Source organism: Prevotella sp. ne3005, from assembly GCF_900110085.1.
Lineage (GTDB): Bacteria > Bacteroidota > Bacteroidia > Bacteroidales > Bacteroidaceae > Prevotella.
Genome location: NZ_FOCK01000002.1, coordinates 252422 through 272028 on the forward strand (window position 1 = coordinate 252422; position 19607 = coordinate 272028).

The 19607-nt window shown below is 48.7% G+C and carries 16 protein-coding genes; 8 read left to right on the top strand and 8 right to left on the bottom strand.

Features of this window, described 5'->3' with window-relative positions:
- Nucleotides 1–2 precede the first annotated feature (2 nt).
- From BMY16_RS04060 to ppdK, 3 genes are all read right to left on the bottom strand, one after another.
- Nucleotides 3–1634, bottom strand: a complete 1632-nt coding sequence (locus BMY16_RS04060; protein WP_091840266.1) for a Na+/H+ antiporter NhaC family protein — start codon at nt 1632–1634, stop codon at nt 3–5.
- Nucleotides 1635–1669: 35 nt separating this feature from the next.
- Complete coding sequence (locus BMY16_RS04065) at nt 1670–3385, bottom strand: TonB-dependent receptor (RefSeq protein ID WP_139207118.1); 1716 nt, start codon at nt 3383–3385, stop codon at nt 1670–1672.
- 167 nt (nt 3386–3552) lie between these two features.
- The gene (gene ppdK / locus BMY16_RS04070) at nt 3553–6273 is read right to left on the bottom strand and encodes a pyruvate, phosphate dikinase (protein WP_091840269.1); all 2721 of its coding nucleotides are present in this window, start codon (nt 6271–6273) and stop codon (nt 3553–3555) included.
- Between the two features lie 199 nt (nt 6274–6472).
- On the opposite strand from ppdK, the gene rlmD reads away from it, so the two are divergent.
- Together rlmD and BMY16_RS04080 are read left to right on the top strand one after the other, a co-directional pair.
- Entirely contained in the window at nt 6473–7906 is a 1434-nt protein-coding gene (gene rlmD / locus BMY16_RS04075; protein WP_091840271.1) for a 23S rRNA (uracil(1939)-C(5))-methyltransferase RlmD, read from the top strand.
- Between the two features lie 93 nt (nt 7907–7999).
- The gene (locus BMY16_RS04080; protein ID WP_170835992.1) at nt 8000–9172 is read left to right on the top strand and encodes a porin; all 1173 of its coding nucleotides are present in this window, start codon (nt 8000–8002) and stop codon (nt 9170–9172) included.
- Here the strand turns inward: BMY16_RS04080 and BMY16_RS04085 are convergent.
- Nucleotides 9169–10605: an oligosaccharide flippase family protein gene (locus BMY16_RS04085; RefSeq protein ID WP_091840272.1), complete on the bottom strand. Its 1437-nt coding sequence runs from the start codon at nt 10603–10605 to the stop codon at nt 9169–9171. The two genes, BMY16_RS04080 and BMY16_RS04085, sit on opposite strands and share 4 nt — an antisense overlap.
- Before the next feature lie 71 nt (nt 10606–10676).
- Between BMY16_RS04085 and BMY16_RS04090 the strand changes: the two genes are divergently transcribed.
- Genes BMY16_RS04090 through BMY16_RS04100 form a run of 3 tightly spaced genes read left to right on the top strand, consistent with a single transcriptional unit; the run spans nt 10677 to nt 13614 of the window.
- The gene (locus tag BMY16_RS04090) at nt 10677–11594 is read left to right on the top strand and encodes a glycosyltransferase family 2 protein (protein ID WP_091840274.1); all 918 of its coding nucleotides are present in this window, start codon (nt 10677–10679) and stop codon (nt 11592–11594) included.
- On the top strand, nt 11564–12523 hold the full coding sequence (locus BMY16_RS04095) for a glycosyltransferase family 2 protein (protein ID WP_091840275.1): 960 nt from the start codon (nt 11564–11566) through the stop codon (nt 12521–12523). Before BMY16_RS04090 ends, BMY16_RS04095 begins: the two co-directional genes overlap by 31 nt.
- Nucleotides 12520–13614, top strand: coding sequence for a glycosyltransferase family protein (locus BMY16_RS04100; RefSeq protein ID WP_091840277.1), 1095 nt, complete (start codon nt 12520–12522; stop codon nt 13612–13614). Before BMY16_RS04095 ends, BMY16_RS04100 begins: the two co-directional genes overlap by 4 nt.
- Before the next feature lie 80 nt (nt 13615–13694).
- On the opposite strand, the gene BMY16_RS04105 is transcribed toward BMY16_RS04100, so the two are convergent.
- The gene (locus BMY16_RS04105) at nt 13695–14246 is read right to left on the bottom strand and encodes a 30S ribosomal protein S16 (protein WP_091840278.1); all 552 of its coding nucleotides are present in this window, start codon (nt 14244–14246) and stop codon (nt 13695–13697) included.
- Nucleotides 14247–14475: 229 nt separating this feature from the next.
- Here BMY16_RS04105 and BMY16_RS04110 point away from each other — a divergent pair, with 229 nt between their 5' ends.
- A complete protein-coding gene (locus BMY16_RS04110; RefSeq protein ID WP_091840280.1) occupies nt 14476–15369 on the top strand; it encodes a glycosyltransferase family 2 protein in 894 nt (297 codons plus the stop codon).
- Here the strand turns inward: BMY16_RS04110 and BMY16_RS04115 are convergent.
- Complete coding sequence (locus BMY16_RS04115) at nt 15366–15950, bottom strand: hypothetical protein (RefSeq protein WP_091840281.1); 585 nt, start codon at nt 15948–15950, stop codon at nt 15366–15368. The two genes, BMY16_RS04110 and BMY16_RS04115, sit on opposite strands and share 4 nt — an antisense overlap.
- Nucleotides 15947–17212: a cell division protein FtsZ gene (ftsZ, locus tag BMY16_RS04120; RefSeq protein ID WP_244512874.1), complete on the bottom strand. Its 1266-nt coding sequence runs from the start codon at nt 17210–17212 to the stop codon at nt 15947–15949. Before ftsZ ends, BMY16_RS04115 begins: the two co-directional genes overlap by 4 nt.
- A 222-nt stretch (nt 17213–17434) precedes the next feature.
- Between ftsZ and BMY16_RS04125 the strand changes: the two genes are divergently transcribed.
- Nucleotides 17435–17929 carry a hypothetical protein gene (locus BMY16_RS04125; RefSeq protein ID WP_091840284.1) on the top strand — a complete coding sequence of 165 codons (495 nt, stop codon included), beginning with the start codon at nt 17435–17437 and terminating at the stop codon, nt 17927–17929.
- Entirely contained in the window at nt 17916–18254 is a 339-nt protein-coding gene (locus tag BMY16_RS04130) for a helix-turn-helix domain-containing protein (RefSeq protein ID WP_091840286.1), read from the top strand. The genes BMY16_RS04125 and BMY16_RS04130 overlap by 14 nt, the downstream gene beginning before the upstream one ends.
- Before the next feature lie 205 nt (nt 18255–18459).
- Here the strand turns inward: BMY16_RS04130 and BMY16_RS04135 are convergent, their stop codons facing one another.
- Nucleotides 18460–19263 (bottom strand): hypothetical protein, encoded by an 804-nt coding sequence (locus BMY16_RS04135; protein ID WP_091840287.1) that lies wholly within the window; start codon nt 19261–19263, stop codon nt 18460–18462.
- Nucleotides 19264–19607 lie beyond the last annotated feature (344 nt).

Here is a 19607-nt window from a genome sequence, read left to right on the forward strand (position 1 = left end):
TTTTATGACTTCTTATTCTTTACTCTGTGGCGAATAACTATAAGAAGCAAGAACAACGCCACAATACCGAATACAAGTGATATCAATGCACTCTTTGTGAAGCCAGCGACAAGGAATGTCAAGAACGACACAGAGGCAACCGTCAGCGCATAAGGCAACTGAGTGGTGACGTGGTTTAAGTGTTCGCACTGTGCGCCTGCCGACGACATGATGGTAGTATCGGAGATGGGCGAGCAATGGTCACCACACACCGCACCAGCCATACAGGCTGAGATAGAGATAATCATGAGCTGCAGATCAACCGATTGCAGACAAGACACCACAATGGGAATGAGTATACCAAACGTGCCCCACGATGTGCCTGAAGCAAAAGCCAGGCCAATGGCAACGACAAAGATGATGGCAGGTAGGAAAGCCATGAGCCCGTCGGCAGAGTTAGCCATCAGACTCCCCACATAAGTGGCTGCTCCCAGGCTGTCGGTCATGCTCTTCAGCGTCCAGGCAAATGCCAGAATCAGCATGGCAGGAACCATCTGCTTGAAACCTTCAGGCAAACAATCCATACATTCGCTAAACGACAACGATTGACGCATCAGATAGTAGGCAATCGTCATGACGAGCGCAACGGAAGAGCCCATCACCAAACCCACAGAGGCATCGCTGGCTGCAAAGGCATCGACAAAACTCTTACCCGCAAAGAAACCGCCTGTGTATATCATACCTACAACACACCCAACAATAAGAAACACAACAGGGATTACCAGATCTGACACCCGGCCTACTCTCCTCACATCCTGTCCCTGCCCCTCACTAATAGTCTGTTTACTCTTGCCTGTAGTAAAGAGATCGCCCTGACGAGCATTGTTCTCGTGCAGCAACATTGGCCCGAAGTCTACTTTTAAGAAAATGAGGAAGACCATCATCAGCAAGGTGAGCAGCGCATAAAAGTTGAATGGTATAGACTGCACAAAGATGCTGATGCCATTCTCCCCTTTTACGAACCCCGATACAGCTGCAGCCCACGACGATATGGGGGCAATAATGCAGATGGGGGCCGCAGTAGAATCGATGAGGTATGCCAGTTTAGCCCTACTTATCTTGTGCTTGTCGGTGACAGGACGCATGACGGAGCCAACGGTGAGACAGTTGAAGTAATCATCAATAAAAATCAGACAGCCCAACAGCATGGTCGACAATTGTGCACCAGAACGGCCCTTGATACGGCCGGAAGCCCACTCACCGAACGCTGCCGACCCTCCTGCACGGTTCATCAGTTGCACCATCGTACCCAGTATCACAAGAAATACGAGTATGCCTACGTTCCACTTGTCGGCCAACACAGCCATGATACCGTTCGGAAAAAGTTGGTTGAGTCCTTCCACTGGATGGAAGTCGGCATTGAGCATCGCTCCTGTCAATATACCCAGGAACAGCGAACTATACACCTCCTTCGTAATCAGTGCCAGTGAGATGGCTATGATGGGAGGGGTTAATGCCCATATCGTATTCTTAACAGGCATGTGATTAATGCCCACGGCATACCCCAGCCAAACTAAAAACAATACGACAGCTATCTGCGACAGAATTGTCAACCGTTTAGGCGTTCCTGGTTTTATACTTTCTAATGATGTCATCTTTTTACTACTTTAGTTACCATTAGTGTTGGTTATTACTTGCGAAAAGGATAGATGGTAGCCCCAATACTCAGTGCCCGGTTCTGATAGAGACCAGTAAGCATCTGCCACTCACCTGTAGTGTATCCACCAAGGTCATGGAATTCGGCAAAGACATTGCACTTCTTGCCCAATTGTTTGTTGGCCTTGACAGTAGCAAAGAGATGGGCCGACTTATCTTCTATAGCACGTCGACTACTATAGAGGAGCGTAGAAGAAATACGGAAGCCGTGAGAAAGATTGAGCACCGGCGCCAACTTGAGTGTTACGAAGTTATCGTTTTCTGAAGGCGTGTTGTCACCTGCGTTCTGGTGCTGATGATAGAAGTTGGCCCCCACCGTCAGATCCCAAGGACCGGTTCGCCAGAAGATGGAGTTTCTGAAACCCAGTTGCATTTTGTTGGGAGTGGCAAGATTACTGTACCAACTGTTTTCCAAGCTAGTATGCAAAAAGAAGTTCTTCTGCTGATAAGCATAATGCAACACGGCCTGATGAACGAGGTTAGTGCTATAGTCGCCGGCAACGTACTGTTGTGAAGTGGTTGGAGCAAACTCGTCAACTAGGAAGTCGCTTATTTCGGGCATGAAATAACGTCTGGTAAACAACGCTTGTAAGAAATGTCGCCCGGCTTTGTAGCCCACACTGGCCAGATAGGAATGGTTGTGGCGCACATGGGTCCACATACTGCGATCTGTAGAGTCATACTGTCGGTTCCAGAAATTCATGATGCGGAAGCGATCGCCAAGCGTCACCAGCCAAGGACCATGGGTATAGTCCACCTGTGCATAAAAATCGGTCTTCAAGTATTGCTCACGGTTCTGACTGATATTCCAGGTATTCTCGTAATCCATCTCAGAACCGATCATCAACCAAAGGTCGGGTGTGAAAACCGGGGTATTGAATTCAACAAAACCATAGGAATAGTTGTCACCCACCTTTTTATGGTTGTTGGAAGAGCTGGTATAGTCGCACCCCGCCTCAACAAAGAGGATGGCATCATTATGATAGGTATGCGAATAAGAGAGCACAAGCCCAAGATAACGACCGTAGTTAGGAATAGCACTTAAGAAATCGGGATTGAACAACTCCTGCTTTTGGTTATCAAACTTTTGGAAAACCTTAGTGATGAGCCTATCCTTATCGCTGATATTCCAGTCCAAGTTAAGATGCACATTCTCAGCCAATGCCCGATCTGTCATGCGATAGACATCGGTTGGATAAGCCTTACCGTAGGAAGTACGAGCCATGGCATACGTTTGCATGGTAAGTTTCTCTGAACGATTGGTCACATCGCCATAAAGCATCCCATTGCCATAGGTACTACCCGATAGTGCTATCTTGGCATCAGTCTTCACATCGGTACGATAATGGACATCTATAACGCCTTTCGTACCACTCACAGCCTTTGCTACAGAGGTATTGCTACAAATCTGGATACTCTCTATTTCACAAGCTTTCACGTTAGCCAAGAATGATTCTCTATCCACAGCGACATCAATATTATCAATACGCAACGAATAATTCAGATCTATCGTTTTACCGTTGAGAGAAATGAACTCCGGGCAAGTGTTCAGCACATCCAACAATGTCATTTCGCTGTCGGGCGCCATTTTATCTACATGGATAACATAGCGGTCGCCCCGGAACTCGATGATGTCATCATCAGCTGCGGCATGAGCCATCAAGGCACTCATGCACAGCACACATATCATAATGCAAGTAAACTTCATACAACTGCAAAGATACAAAAAGTTTCGGATGTATACAACATTTATGCACTTTTTTTGTCTACCGATTATGCCGTAAGCCATGAACCATATAAAATGGGTGTAACTTCCCGATGGAGGTTACACCCAAATATATAAGATGAATAATCTGATTACTCCTCAACAGCTGCCTGGGCGGCGGCGAGGCGTGCGATGGGCACACGGAACGGAGAGCAAGATGCGTAGTTCATGCCAATCTTAGCGCAGAACTTCACAGAGCTGGGCTCACCACCATGCTCACCACAGATACCGCAACGGAGGTCAGGACGTACCTCACGGCCTTCCTTCACAGCAAACTTGATGAGACGGCCAACACCCTTCTGGTCGAGTACCTGGAACGGGTCAACCTTCAGGATCTTCTTGTCGAGGTATACAGGCAGGAACGATGCGATATCGTCGCGGCTGTAACCGAAGGTCATCTGAGTCAGGTCGTTGGTACCGAATGAGAAGTACTGAGCCTCTGTAGCGATGCGGTCAGCGGTCAGGGCAGCACGAGGAATCTCGATCATTGTACCGATCTCGAACTCTACCTCGATGCCATACTCCTGGAATACCTCCTTAGCGGCGTACTGGATCACTTCCTTCTGCTGCTTCAGCTCGTAGAGTGTACCAATCAGCGGAACCATGATCTCAGGACGTGGGTTCTTACCTTCCTTCTTCAGCTCGCAGGCAGCACCCAGGATAGCCTTGGTCTGCATAGCGGTGATCTCAGGGAAGGTGATACCCAGACGGCAACCACGGTGACCCAGCATTGGGTTGTTCTCTGCGAGAGAGTCAACACGACGCTTGATGTCCTCTACGCTGACGCCCATCTCCTTAGCCATGGTCTCCTGACCAGCCAGATCGTGGGGAACGAACTCATGGAGAGGAGGATCGAGCAGACGGATGTTCACGGGCAGACCGTCCATAGCCTCGAGGATACCCTTGAAGTCAGCCTTCTGATAAGGCAGCAGCTTAGCGAGCGCCTTCTCACGTCCGGCAACGCTGTCGGCGAGGATCATCTCACGCATAGCGATGATCTTCTTATCCTCGAAGAACATGTGCTCAGTACGGGTCAGACCGATACCCTTGGCACCGAATTCACGAGCCAGCTGAGCGTCGCGTGGTGTGTCGGCATTGGTACGAACCTGCAGCTTGGTGTACTTGTCGCAGAGGTCCATCAGCTCCTTGAAGTCACCAGAGAGCTCAGCAGCCTTGGTGGGCACCTCGCCAGCGTAAACCTGACCAGTGGTACCATTCAGAGAGATGTAGTCACCCTCCTTATATACAACGCCGTCGATCTCAACGGTCTTGTCCTTATAGCTAACATTCAGTGAACCTACACCCGATACGCAGCACTTACCCATACCACGAGCCACAACGGCAGCGTGAGAGGTCATACCACCACGAGCGGTCAGGATACCCTCGGCAGAAGCCATACCTGCGAGGTCCTCAGGAGAGGTCTCGATACGTACGAGCACCACCTTGTGACCATCCTTGTGCCAAGCCTCAGCGTCGTCAGCGTGGAATACAATCTGACCACAGGCAGCACCAGGAGATGCGGGCAGACCCTGAGCGATGACCTTAGCCTGAGAAAGGGCCTTCTTATCGAATACAGGGTGCAGCAGCTCGTCGAGCTTCTGAGGCTCGCAGCGCATGATGGCGGTCTTCTCGTCGATCATACCCTCGTGGAGCAGATCGATGGCGATCTTCACCATGGCGGCACCTGTGCGCTTACCGTTACGTGTCTGGAGGAACCAGAGCTTGCCCTCCTGAACGGTGAACTCCATATCCTGCATATCGTGGTAGTGGTTCTCCAGGTTCTCCTGAATCTGATTCAGCTGTGCATAGGTCTCAGGCATGGCCTCCTCCATAGAAGGATACTTGGCTACACGCTCCTCCTCAGAGATACCGGCACGCTCTGCCCAGCGCTGAGAACCGATCTTTGTGATCTGCTGCGGGGTACGGATACCAGCCACAACGTCCTCACCCTGTGCGTTTACGAGGTACTCACCGTTGAAGAGGTTCTCACCATTAGCGGCATCACGGCTGAAGCATACACCAGTAGCAGAGGTGTCACCCATGTTACCGAATACCATGGCCATCACTGATACGGCTGTACCCCACTCGTCGGGGATGCCTTCCATCTTACGATAGAGGATAGCGCGCTCGTTCATCCAAGAACGGAACACAGCGCAGATAGCGCCCCACAACTGCTCGATAGGATCGTTGGGGAAGTCCTTACCGGTGCGCTCCTTGATGGCAGCCTTGAACAGCTGAACCAGCTTCTTCAGCTCGTCAACATTCAGGTCCTTATCCAGCTTCACGCCACGCTCTGCCTTCACCTTCTCAATGATCTCCTCGAACGGATCGATGTCAGTCTTGTTGACGGGCTTCATCTCGAGCACCACGTCACCGTACATCTGTACGAAACGACGGTAAGAGTCATATACGAAGTGAGGATTCTGGGTCTTCTTTACCATACCCTCAGCAACCTCGTCATTCAGACCGAGGTTCAGGATAGTATCCATCATACCAGGCATAGAAGCACGGGCACCAGAACGAACAGAGACAAGCAGCGGATTCTCCTTGTCGCCGAACTTAGAGTTCATCAGTACCTCGATGTGCTTCACAGCAGCCATCACATCGTCGTTCAACAGCTCCATAATCTTCTGCTGACCAACCTGATAGTACTCGTTACAGCAGTCGGTTGTGATTGTGAAACCTGGAGGAACGGGAACACCAAGCAGGTTCATTTCAGCAAGGTTTGCACCCTTACCGCCAAGTTCCTCACGCATCTTTGCATTACCTTCGGCCTTACCATTACCGAAGAGGTAAACTCTTTTTTGACTCATACTTTAAATTATTTGTTGATGATAAATTGTTTTTATTTTAATTCTGCAAAGATACTATGAAATCTTTAAATTACCAAGAAATTGAAGGGAAATTTGCAATGTAGACCTTACATTTTCACTTTTTTGGCACATTTCTTTGCTTTTGAACAAGGAAACTACACGGAAAATTCGTACCTTTGTCGCGAAAACAGGAAAAGATATGGCAAGAAACAAGAAACCCCTACCGCTCCTTGAGGGCGTAACGATAGAGGCTGTGGCTGCAGAGGGCAAGTGTCTGTTCCACTGGGAAGAGCTGGTGGTATTTGTACCTTTCTGCGTGCCTGGCGATGTGTGTGACGTACAAATCCGACGTAAAAAACACTCCTTTGCCGAGGGAGAGGTGGTGCGCTTTATAAAATATAGTAATGTACGCGCGACCCCTTTCTGTCAGCACTTTGGTGTATGTGGCGGTTGCAAGTGGCAGAACCTGCCCTATGAGGAACAATTGAAGTTCAAACAGAAACAGGTTCACGACCAGCTGACGCGTATCGGAAAGATTGAGTTGCCGGAATTCCGTCCCATCCTCGGAAGCGTGAAGACACAGGAGTATCGCAACAAACTGGACTTCGGTTGTGCCAATAAGCGATATCTGACAAAAGAGGAAATCCAGACCCTGCCCAACGATGAGAGTCAGAGTCTGAAGGATGTGCCAGCCATCGGCTTCCATATTACGGGCGCCTTTGATAAGATCCTTCCCATTAAGAAGTGTTGGCTGATGGACGACTTGCACAACCAGATTCGTAACGAAGTATACGATTATGCCACGGAACACGGCCTGTCGTTCTTTGACCTTCGTGCCCAGAAAGGACTATTGCGCGATGTGATTATCCGTAACTCGGCTACGGGCGAGTGGCTTGTTATTTTCCAGTTCCACTACGATGAGACTGGCGACGAAAAGGAGGCTCTTTCTTTAATGCAACATATTGCGGATAAATTTCAGAGTATCAGTTCATTAATGTATCTCGACAATCAGAAATGTAACGATACGATTGGCGACCAAGAGATACTGGTATTCAAAGGCAAAGACCATATTTTCGAGACAATGGAAGACCTGAAATTCAAGGTCGGTCCGAAGAGTTTCTATCAGACGAATACCGAACAGGCCTATCATCTTTATAGTGTAGCAAGGGAGTTTGCAGGACTCACGGGCAACGAAATGGTGTACGACCTTTATACCGGTACTGGCACCATTGCCAATTTTGTGGCGCGCCAGGCCCGTCAGGTGATTGGCATCGAATATGTGCCTGAGGCCATTGAGGACGCCAAGGTAAATTCCGAAATCAACGGCATCAGCAACACCCTTTTCTATGCTGGTGACATGAAGGACATCCTCACCGATGATTTTATTGCCGAGCATGGTCGTCCGGACGTCATCATCACCGATCCGCCAAGAGCCGGCATGCATCCGGATGTGGTGAAAACCATTCTGAACGCTGCACCCCAACGCATCGTGTATGTAAGCTGTAATCCCGCCACACAGGCACGTGATCTTCAGGACCTTGACACACAGTATAAAGTGGTGGCAGTTCAGCCCGTAGACATGTTCCCACATACACCTCATGTGGAGAATGTGGTATTACTGGAACGGCGTTAAAACAAAGATAAACATAAAATAATGGGGACAAAATTTGGAAAAATCGTTTTTTTTTCATATCTTTGTCCCCATACAAACTAAAACAGAAATATTATGTTGAAGAAATCATTATCATTACTCGCAGTGCTGATGTTCGGATTCATCGGTACAGCCATGGCTGAAGAGCCAGAAGTTCTGACCACCGAAATACAGGAGGTTCAGGAAGTACAGGGCACCCAACAGGACAAGAAGGCCATCATTGAACTTCCCGCCTGGGTGAAAAACATTAAGTTCAGCGGATATGGTATTCTGCAATACCAGGGACAGGATCCTGAGGGCAACCACTCCAACTCGTTCAACCTGCGTCTGGCCCGTTTCATTCTCGATGGTAAGATTGGCGACTTCGACTGGCGTGCCCAGATTCAGGGCACCAATGCCACTGGTCCTGGACAGCCTACCGTACAGCTCGTCGACCTCTATGCCGAGTGGCGCAAATACCCCGAGTTCAAGATTCGTGCTGGTCAGTTCAAACGTGCCTTCACCTTTGAGAACCCCACCAACCCCATCACTCAAGGTTGGCGCGGCTATGCCGATGTCATCAACAAGCTCTCTGCCTTTGGCGACCGTACAGGTGAGAAGTCTTCAGGTGGTCGTGATATCGGTATTCAGATCTCGGGCGATCTCTTCCCCAATGCCAATGGACGCAAGCTGTTCCACTATCAGGTTGGTGTTTACAACGGTGAAGGTGTGAACCAGAAGGATATGGATAACCGCAAGGATATCATCGGTGGCGTCTGGGTGATGCCCATCAAGGGCTTACGCATCGGTGCCTTCGGATGGACTGGTAGCCGCGGTGGCATGTTAGACCCTGTTACAGGCGAGAAGATCAGCATTGAGAAGAACCGTTACTGTCTTTCTGCCGAATACGACCTGAACGAATACACCTTCCGTGCAGAGTATATCCACAGCCAAGGTTGGGGTGCAGCCTCTCCTGGCAACAACGTACGTGAGATTGACTATTCCAAGGGCGACAAGGCTGATGGTTGGTATGTGTTTGGTATCGTACCCCTCATCAAGGGCAAGCTCCACGCTAAGGCTCGTTACGAGACCTATCGCAACATGAAGGAATGGGGCTCATCAGTCAATCAGGTGGAGGTTGGTCTCAACTACTTCTTCACCAAGAATCTCGAGCTGCATGCAGAGTACTCTCGTGTAAATGATCGTAACCTCGCAGACGACAAGCACAACTACAACCTGGTTGATGTCGAGCTGGCCTTCCGCTTCTAATGTCGTAGCGCTTTCAGCGATAGCAAGCCACTGAGCGTCACTATCAAGGTTCCAACAGCCCAATACGGATATCCATCAGCCACAAGCGTCAGGATATAGGCCAACAGCCCCAGTGCCCCTTGCACGATCGCATAACCATATACGGTTGCCGAACTCCGGTAACCGTATTTTTTATACGCATAGGCATTCACCAGAAGAAACTCAAAGACATGGGCCAACGTAATGGCGACACCCGTACCGAAGAGCCCCCAGTAACGATAGCCAAAGAAAATCAGAATGACGAAGGCCACAAAATAGGAGGTCTCAAGGAAGAGGTAAGAGAGTGAATAACCCCTCGCCAGAGTGATATAGGCAACAGGGAGCGTGAGCACTTTCATATACATGGCCAGGGCAGCCACCTGAGCCATACCGACAACAGGCAGGAATTCCTGACTGAACAGCAAGGGCACCACGACAGGCAATGCAATGATCAGGGCGGCCAGCATCGGTGACACCAAGAGGAGTGACACCTCCATCTGACGGTTGACGGTCTCATTGGTGGCCCGGATGTCATGCTGGACGGCAGAGAGCCGTGGATAGTAGTCGGTCTCCATAGCCGAGAACACCATCCCGGCATAGGTGATGGTCAGCATATAACCCGCATTATAAAGTCCCAACACGTCGAGGTCGCCCACCACATTGAGATACGAACGGATAAGCATCTCCGAGGCTGTTCCTATCACGGCTGCCAAGGTATAGGCAACACCCAGACGTACCATCTCCATCCCCTCACCCAGTATACCGTAGGTGCCACCAAACTGTAACGGGAACAAACGTAAAGAGAACCACAAGGTGGCACACATCGTTACAAAGGCCATCAGCACGATGACAGGCACTATACCTGCCTGCCAGAAGAAATAATAGATAGGGATCGATATCACCAGCGAAGCCAAGGCTGCCACTATCTGCACCAATGCCAAAGCCCCCAGTTTACGCTGACCTTTAAGTATGGCTGTTTCTCCACCCGTAATCGCGATCATACCAATGGCAGGAGCCAGCAAAACAAAGTGCAGCGTATGGTCGCCCCATGAGAAGGTCGCACTACTCAGAAACGGTCCCAGCACAACACATACAAGCATGCCCACCAGTGCCGTCAGCAGACACCAACCACGCACCACCTTCACATAGTGAGCCACCTTCTCGGTATTCTCCGCATCGTAATATTCCGAAATATGTCGAACCGCACTGAAAGAGATTCCCAGATGGGTGGCCTGCGATATAAGCTGAACGGTGGTATTAAAGAGCGACACGAGTCCCATACCTCCAGGACCCAACAACAAGGCCACGAACTTATTACGTACAAGACCTATCACCACATTCAAGCCCTGCACCCCGCCAAAAAGCCCCGTAAATTTCAGAACGTGGCTATATAGTTCGTCGTTCTCTTTCGCCATTATCTATAAAAACAAACGCAAAAGTAAACAAAAAATTACGTTTATCCAAATAAAATTGGTATTTTTGCAGCATGAAACTGAGTATCATCATTCCAGTATATCGCGTAGAAGCCACGCTCGACAGATGCGTTGAGAGTGTGCTTAATCAGAATCTTGAAGATTTTGAGGTGATACTCGTTGACGACGGATCGCCTGACAAATGTCCACAGATGTGCGACGACTGGGCAAAGAAAGATGCTCACATCCACGTTGTCCACAAAAACAATGGCGGATTAGGCGATGCACGCAATGCAGGGGTGAGTGCAGCTACAGGAGACTACATCACCTTTGCAGATAGCGACGACTATATTCAACCTGACACTTACCTGCCACTGATACAATTGTTAAATAGCAACACAGACTACGACTTCGTAGAATATCCTGTTGCAGTACATTTCGGTGGCAAACATCAAAGCATGCTCACTTTCAAGGATCAGGTATTCAGCAACATCAACGACTACTGGACGTCCCTACATTCACATAGGCACTGTTACGTATGGAATAAGATATTCAAGCGCCACCTGTTTGATGGTATTCAATTCCCCATCGGACATGTGTTCGACGATGCCAACACATTTCCCCGCGTACTCAAACGGTGCAAGACGGTTGCCACCTCAAGCTGCGGACTCTATTATTACTGCGACAATCCAAAAAGTCTGAGTGCGAATGCCGATGGCCGTCAACTGCAACTGCTGCTTGCGTCACACCTCAATCATGGACTTCCTATCGACGATGTCTGCTATATGGACCTTGTAAACATCCAGATGGATATCTACGAACTGTCTGCGAGCCCTATCATGCTCAGAAACCGCAGGGTTAGTGTTGGCATGCTAAAAGGGAGACAAAAGCTAAAGGGGATAGCATTAAATATACTTGGTCTCAAAAATTTGTGTATCACAAATAAAATCCTTCACAAGATATGGAGAAACCACTCATCAGTTTCATTCTGACCTACTATAACCTGCCAGTCAATATGCTCTGCCAATGTATCGACAGCGTGATGGCACTCTCGCTCACACCTGAAGAGCGTGAGATTATTGTGGTTGATGACGGCTCGAAAGACAGTCCCGTTAACAGTCTGATGAAATATGGCGATGACATCACCTATATCCGCCAGCGTAACCAGGGATTGAGCGAGGCTCGCAATACAGGCATTCAGATGGCTGCAGGCCAGTATCTTCAGTTTGTCGACGGTGACGATCTGCTGAACAAGGATGCCTACGAACACTGTTTGCAGATAGCAAAGACACAGAACCCCGAGATGGTGGTATTCGACTTCAGCAGTACACCCACAACCGCCCTCGACTATAAAGACCAACCCTCCCAAAGCGGTAGCCACTACATGCGCCACAACAATATTCATGGTATGGCATGCGGTTATCTGTTCAAGCGCTCTGTGCTGGGCGACATGCGCTTCACACCTGGCATATATCATGAGGACGAAGAGTTTACCCCCATGCTGCTGTTGAGGGCTGAGAACATTATCGTTACCAGCGCACAGGCCTATTGCTATCAGGAACGCCCAGATTCCATCACCAATCTCAGCAACACCAACAACCAGCAGAAACGGCTCAACGATCTTAAGATGATCCTTCATAGACTCCACATCACTGCCGACCGCATGCCCATCGACGACAAGACAGCCCTGCAACGACGTGTGGCACAACTGACGATGGACTTCATCTACCAGGTGATCCTCCAGACGCACTCACGTCGGCAATTGGAAAACGAGATCCAAGACCTCACCCTCCTGAGCCTGTTCCCCCTACCCAACCAGTCGTACACCACCAAATACACATGGTTCCGCCACCTTTCGGCAACATCCGTTGGCCGTATCCTGCTGATGCGCATCATCCCCCTAACCCATAAAGAACGATGAAGATACTACTGGTTGGTGAATATAGTAATGTACACGCCACTCTGGCTTTAGGACTAAAAGAGCTGGGCCATCAGGTCACGGTTATATCCAATGGCGACTTCTTTAAGGACTACCCTCGTGATATCGATGTGACGCGCCGTCCTGGCAAACTCGGCGGCATACGGCTGATAGCACGACTATATACCCTATTGCCCAAGTTACGAGGCTACGATATCGTACAGCTCATCAACCCCATGTTCTTCGAACTGAAGGCCGAACGGCTCTTTTGGTTCTACCGCTACCTACGCAAGCACAACAAACGGGTGTTCCTTGGGGCCTTCGGCATGGATTGGTACTGGGTTCATACATGCACCTTCGACAAGCCCCTGCGCTATAGCGACTTCAACATTGGCAACACCCTTCGTACTGATGCCGAAGCCGTCAATTATCAGCGCGACTGGTTGGGGACCGCCAAAGAACGGCTGAACAAACTCATCGCAGAGGATTGTGACGGCATCATAGCCGGCCTCTACGAATATTGGGCATGCTATCATCCCGTGTTTGCCGATAAAACCCGCTTCATTCCCTTTCCCATCAAAATGCCAGAAAGCTATCATACCGACAGGGCTCAGCCATCAAAAGTGGTCATTTTTATCGGCATCAATCGCCAACGCTCTGCCTACAAGGGAACCGACATCATGTTGCGTGCAGCTCAAGATGTTCTGCTTAAGCATCCCGACAAGATGCAGTTGGTAAAGGTAGAATCGGCTCCATTTGCCCAATACCAGAAACTGATGGAAGGCAGCGATGCCATTCTCGACCAGCTCTACGCCTACACCCCGTCCATGAACCCCCTGCTCGCCATGTCGAAAGGCATCATCTGTATTGGCGGTGGCGAACCTGAGAACTACGAGATCATCAACGAAACAGAGCTTCGCCCCATCATCAACGTCGAGCCTACCTACGACAGTGTCTATCACGAGTTGGAACAACTGGTATGTCATCCCGAACGCATCCCAGACCTAAAACGCCAAAGTGTGGAATACGTAAGAAAGCATCACGACTATCTGAAAGTAGCCCGTCAATATCTCGACGCTTGGCACAAAAAATAAGGGCCGCGCCTAAGCGCAGCCCTTAACATTCAATTTTCAATCTTCAATTTTCAATTTTCAATCTTCAATCTTCAATTGAATTAAGCCTCAGCAGGAGCCTCCTCTGCGGGAGCCTCTGCAGCAGCTTCCTCAGCAGCCTTAGCGGCCTCGGCCTCAGCCTTAGCAGCAGCCTCAGCAGCCTTCTTGTCAGCTACCTTCTTGGCGATGGCCTCGTTAACGGCCTTCTCTGCCTTCAATGCATTGGCAGCAGCATCCTTCTTAGCCTTAGCCTCAGCCTCAGCGATCTTGTTCAGGCCATTCTGCTTGTCAGCCTTCCAGGCGTCGAACTTCTTCTGGGCAGCAGCCTCGTCGAAAGCGCCCTTCTTCACGCCACCACGCAGGTGCTTCATCAGGTACACGCCCTCACGGCTCAGGATGTTACGTACGGTGTCTGTGGGCTGGGCACCAGTCTCAACCCAATACAGTGCACGGTCGAAATTCAAGTCTACTGTGGCAGGATTGGTGTTAGGATTGTAAGTACCAATCTTTTCAGTAAAACGACCATCACGTGGTGCACGAGCGTCAGCGATTACGATGCTGTAGAAGGCATAGCCCTTACGGCCGCCGCGCTGCAATCTGATTTTTGTTGCCATAATCTTTTGTTTGTTTTTTAATTGTTAAATTTGAATTTCAAGCTCTTAACTCGTAAAAGCGGGTGCAAAGGTACTATATTTTATTGAAAATTGAACATTGAAAATTGAAAAATTGCCCCTACATACATATTTTTAACTAAATTTGGGCGTTTTCTTGATGATAATCCTCAAAAATTTGTATCTTTGCCCCCAAAAATATCAATATTCAATCTTCAATTTTCAATCTTCAATGCCCAACATTCAATCGTTGTCCATCCTCATCCCCACTTACAACGACCAATGTGTCTCCTTGGTGGATGCACTCAGGCGCCAGTCTGAGACAGCAGGCATCGCCTATGAGATCCTGGTGGCTGACGATGGATCCACCGACTTGAGTATTGTCGAAGACAACAGTCGTATCAACCAGTGGGAGCATTGCCGTTACATCGTCCGTACCCAGAACAGCGGTCGGGCTGCCATCCGCAACTTTCTTGCCCAGCAGGCTCAATACGACTATCTGCTCTTCATCGACAGCGACATGACCATCACCTCGTCCGACTTCATCTCCAGATACCTTGCCGTCACCGATGCCGAAGTCATCAACGGTGGCGTATCCATCGATGGCGATCCTGACGCACTCAAAGGTTGTCTCCGTTATCTCTACGAGAAAGCCGAAGAGCCTCATCATACCGCAGCCTGTCGCCAGCAGTCGCCCTATCAGCACCTCCACACGGCCAATCTCTTCATCCATCGCTCTCTCATGCTCGCCCACCCCTTCGATGAGCGTTTCCGCCATTATGGTTACGAAGATGTGCTCCTGGGCAAGACGCTCCGTCAGCACCACATACCTATCATGCACATCCATAACCCCGTCAGTTTCAGCATCTTCGAAAGCAACTCTCAATTCATGCTCAAAACCGAAGAAGGTCTTCAAACGCTCCATCAGTTCCGAAACGACCTCCGGGGTTACTCCCGCCTGCTCACGTTGGTCTCAGGCATCCACATCCCCCTCATCCTGAGCCTCATCCGTCTCTGGCATCGTCTCTTCGGAAAAGCAGAAAGGCGCAATCTCTGCAGTTCGCACCCCTCTCTACTCGTCTTCAAACTCTACCGCCTGGGCTACTTCCTGAGGCTATCATCCTAACCCCTCTCCGACACCACCAACTCCCTTGGCAGGGTAATCAGTTTCAGTCGCTGATACCAGATACGACTGGAGCCAACGATATGTTTTTGTGTATGGCTGCTGATGATGTAGTAGCTCGCAGTATACTCATCCATCATATCCAGAAACACCTTCTTGATTCTCGAGCACTTCTCGTTGATGGCATTATCCAGCGGGTTCACCAGATGGTCCACACCCTCCAGAATCTTCTCCTTATCCATCAACTTGGCTGTCGCCATATAATAATGCGTCAGTTCTTCCCGATAATCCGCCAGCTGTTTGAACTCGATGCCCTCCGGGTGAGCCAGGAACAACAGATACACGGCCTTATGCACTGGCTGCAGCTCCACCTCTTGATGATTATAATCAGCCAGAATGAATCGATAATCCTTCGTGATCACCAACCTGCTCAGTTTACCCTTGGCAGCCTCTATGCGCAGCTCCTCCAACAAGGGCACGCCAATAGCCTTCAGCAGCAGGTCTCTCCTACCCTCTGCCTCCAGTTGAGCCACAAGCCTTCTCAGCTCTTGTGCCCGCTCCTCAGGTGTCAGCAACTCATTCATTCCGTTACCACATTCATCATCTTGTTCATCCAGCCCTTCCACTTGTCCAGAGTCGTAGGCACCTTCTCCTCCACCTCTTCCTTTTCTGGTTCGGGTTCTGGTTCGGGCTCAGGCTCTGCCACCACGGCAGGCTCTGGTTCTGGAGGCGTCTCCACCTCAAAAGGCAGTTCCTGCTGTGTAATCACCACGCCCATCGTTTGCTTCACCACAGGCTTATACAGTTTCTTGATGATATCCTCAAAATAATCATCCTCATTCCTGTGAACGTCCATCTTCACCTCCTCTTCCAGATGATCCTCCATACCTGTGGCCAGGATGGTCACCTTGGCATCCTCGCCCAGCGTATCGTCTGTCGCCGTACCCCATATCACGTCGATGTTTGGATCCAGCTCGTCGAAGAAATCATCAATCTCCTGCAACTCCCTCACAAAGATAGGATGCGCGTCGCTGGCATAGATATTAAAGAGGATACGCTTCGCCTTGCCAATATCATTGCCATAGATCAGCGGAGAATCCAGTGCGTTCATGATTGCCTTCTCCACACGATGATCACCACTGGCGCGTCCCATCGCCATGATGGCCCCACCGCCATTCTTCATCGTCGTCTCCACATCGCGGAAGTCACTCTTAATACCCCCATCGCTGGGCAGTGTAATCAGTTCCGAGATACCCTTCACAGCATCCATCAGGATATTATCCGCCTTCACGAAAGCCTCCTTTACAGATATCTCCGAATCAGCGTATACGTCACACAACCGCTCATTATTCACAATCAGCAGGGCATCCACATTCTTCCGCAACTCCTCCACACCCTTCAGGGCCTTGATAATCTTACGTTTCTTCTCGAAATAGAAAGGAATGGTCACCACGCCCACCGTCAGGATGCCCATCCTCTTAGCCACGCCAGCAACCACAGGCGCTGCACCAGTACCAGTGCCGCCCCCCATGCCAGCTGTCACAAACGCCATCTTCGTACCGTCCGAAAACAGTCTCTCAAAATCATTGAGATTATTCTCTGCCTCCTCACGCCCCTTTTCAGGATTGCCTCCAGCGCCTAGACCCTCACCTATCTGGATCTTCACTGGCACAGGCGAACGTGAGAGCGACTGACTATCCGTATTACAAACAGCATACGTCACGCCCTCCACGCCCTCGTTATACATATTCCTCACAGCATTGCAGCCTCCGCCTCCAACGCCAACCACCTTGATGATGCCCTGCATCTGGTCCTTAATGTCGTCAAACTCCAACAACGTATTCATATCCATTCCCATACATTCACGAATTTGCTGCAAAATTACAAACTATTTTTCACATTTCAAAATCTCCGCAAGGCTTGCGACAGGGATTTTCCTTCAAAGAGGCATAGTATAAACCACTTTTTTATAACCAATACTTAATTTTTAAGTTAATTATTTGGATGTTTCAGGAATAGTTCTTATCTTTGCAGCGAAATAACTTATAAGTTAAGAACTGATATCTGTATGAATACGAAACAGCATTACTCTATTGAACTTGTAGAAGAGTACGAAAACGTCAATTTCTACAGCATACACCTTGATGGCAAAGAACTGACAGAACTCGAGGCTTTCTTTGAGAAATTCCCCATCGGTTGCGATTATGACGAAGATATAGACGTCATCATTGCGTGGATGGATAGGATAGCCGAGACTGGAGCTCTCGAAAGATACTTTCGTCCAGAAGGTCGGTATGGTGATGGTGTTGGAGTCATACCTATAGATGTTGGCAACAAAGTCCGTCTATATTGTCTTCGATTATCCGACAAGATATTGGTATTTGGTAACGGAGGAGTCAAGGATTCTGCTTCATGGCAGGAAAGCGAGTCACTTGCTCCTTATGTAAAGCTTCTGATTGATACGAGCCGTTTTGTATCCTCACGTATAAACGACGGCTCGTTGGTTTTGATTGACAAGGAAATCATTGGTAACTTAAACTTTTCGCGAGATGAAGAGAAGTAGTATTATTGAAGCAAGGCGTGAGCATGTTAATCCATTAGTCCGCCAGAGAGTTGATCTTTCGTTTCAGATAGTGGATCGCATTCATGACATCCTTGTGGCAAAAGGACTCAAACAGAAAGATCTGGCTCTGCTACTTGGTAAAAAGGAGGCAGAAATCAGCAAGTGGATGCGTGGTACTCACAATTTCACGATAGATACGATAGTATCCATTGAGCAGGCACTTGGCGCCCCTATCCTTCAGGTGGTAACTCAGGAAGAAAAGGCTCCTGCCTATGAGTTTGAGTCCATGATGGCCAGCGAACCCTTATTGCCCCCTGAGCCATAACTCATATTTATTCCCAGACCACCAATTCACGGGGCAGAGAAATCTTCTTTGCTTCACCACGCAGTCCATCTATAAATTAAAGCAAGTTTTGCATTTTTCTCACCGCTCGGCTTTGCCGCTTTGCTTGCAAAGAAGGCTTGTGGAGAGAAAATCACCACTACTCGGAGGGAGTAATGGTGATATAAAGGGATATACAGACGAAGGATTAATACGAATCAGCCATCAAATCTTTACGACCTATGAGGCTGAAGATACGGATATCATTGTCTTCGTTCAGAATTCTGAGAGTACGGAGAACCTCATTGAGCGTAGAGCCGCTGGTGGTCACATCATCTATCACCAATACATTCTGCTGGCGAATCTTTGAACATAGCTCCTTATCTTCATTAGTTGCATATCTGAGGAAGTTCATCATATAAGGACGGAAGCGACTCTTCTTAACATCCTTGGCTATGGTGAAGTAATCCTTCTGATGAATCAAGTCGAGCATGTCGTTAATGGACTTCTTAGCTTCCTCCTTTTGTGCCTCAGTATAGCGAGGACGGCCATTCTCTAAAACATCATTCAAATATGATTGCTCATAAGCATCCATATCAAAAGAGATACTTGCTGGCAACGATTTTACAAGTTCCATCTTCCTCAAAGTAGGCTGAGCAAACCTATAGATGTAACGAAGCATATACTGATTGACCTTACTCGATGATTCTGGCATCACGACCAAGTCATAATCGTACAAGTTAATTTGCTTATCGAGATTATCAATAGCTTTCTTTATAAAATGTGTAAGGTCTGGAGTCTCCTGCAAATCCTGAGTAAAATTAACGTATTTGATGAATGCACTTCTTACTGGGCCATCTACCTGATCAGAGAACTCATAACCATAATAGAAGCACTTACCGAATGCCTCTACTTGATAGTCATCACCAGTCAGACTGACAATGTCCTCTGCACCATCGTGCTCGAAATCAAACACGAACTCTTTCTCCGCATCGTCGAATGTTACGCCCATATCGTTTGCTCTTTAGGTGCAAATATACAACTTTTTTCGGAAAGAATAATGATTTAGAGGAAAAATATATTTCTTACCGCTCGGCTTTGCCGCTTTGCTTGCAAAGAAGGCTTGCGGAGAGATAAGTTGTGTTAATCAAAAAAATTCTTTCTGACAGATTTCATTAAAAATGGCAAAAGCCGTCACCATGGTAGTTAACTTGTTGGTATATAGAGGTTTAAGTGGTGACGGCTGCTCTTTTGAGCCGTCACCCAGCCGTCACCGAAGCGGCTTTTTGGTAAGAGATACGGACAAAAATGGGCTTTAATAAGGCTTAAAACATTGGTTATCAAGTAGTTCCCTAA

Coding starts and splice junctions, on each gene's coding strand:
- BMY16_RS04085 (WP_091840272.1), bottom strand. CDS start 10,605: ATGGCGAAAGAGAACGACGAACTATATAGCCACGTTCTGAAATTTACG.
- BMY16_RS04130 (WP_091840286.1), top strand. CDS start 17,916: ATGAAGAGAAGTAGTATTATTGAAGCAAGGCGTGAGCATGTTAATCCA.
- rlmD (WP_091840271.1), top strand. CDS start 6,473: ATGGCAAGAAACAAGAAACCCCTACCGCTCCTTGAGGGCGTAACGATA.
- BMY16_RS04090 (WP_091840274.1), top strand. CDS start 10,677: ATGAAACTGAGTATCATCATTCCAGTATATCGCGTAGAAGCCACGCTC.
- BMY16_RS04135 (WP_091840287.1), bottom strand. CDS start 19,263: ATGGGCGTAACATTCGACGATGCGGAGAAAGAGTTCGTGTTTGATTTC.
- BMY16_RS04110 (WP_091840280.1), top strand. CDS start 14,476: ATGCCCAACATTCAATCGTTGTCCATCCTCATCCCCACTTACAACGAC.
- BMY16_RS04105 (WP_091840278.1), bottom strand. CDS start 14,246: ATGGCAACAAAAATCAGATTGCAGCGCGGCGGCCGTAAGGGCTATGCC.
- BMY16_RS04095 (WP_091840275.1), top strand. CDS start 11,564: ATGGAGAAACCACTCATCAGTTTCATTCTGACCTACTATAACCTGCCA.
- BMY16_RS04065 (WP_139207118.1), bottom strand. CDS start 3,385: ATGATATGTGTGCTGTGCATGAGTGCCTTGATGGCTCATGCCGCAGCT.
- ftsZ (WP_244512874.1), bottom strand. CDS start 17,212: ATGAATACGTTGTTGGAGTTTGACGACATTAAGGACCAGATGCAGGGC.
- BMY16_RS04115 (WP_091840281.1), bottom strand. CDS start 15,950: ATGAATGAGTTGCTGACACCTGAGGAGCGGGCACAAGAGCTGAGAAGG.
- ppdK (WP_091840269.1), bottom strand. CDS start 6,273: ATGAGTCAAAAAAGAGTTTACCTCTTCGGTAATGGTAAGGCCGAAGGT.
- BMY16_RS04080 (WP_170835992.1), top strand. CDS start 8,000: ATGTTGAAGAAATCATTATCATTACTCGCAGTGCTGATGTTCGGATTC.
- BMY16_RS04100 (WP_091840277.1), top strand. CDS start 12,520: ATGAAGATACTACTGGTTGGTGAATATAGTAATGTACACGCCACTCTG.
- BMY16_RS04060 (WP_091840266.1), bottom strand. CDS start 1,634: ATGACATCATTAGAAAGTATAAAACCAGGAACGCCTAAACGGTTGACA.
- BMY16_RS04125 (WP_091840284.1), top strand. CDS start 17,435: ATGAATACGAAACAGCATTACTCTATTGAACTTGTAGAAGAGTACGAA.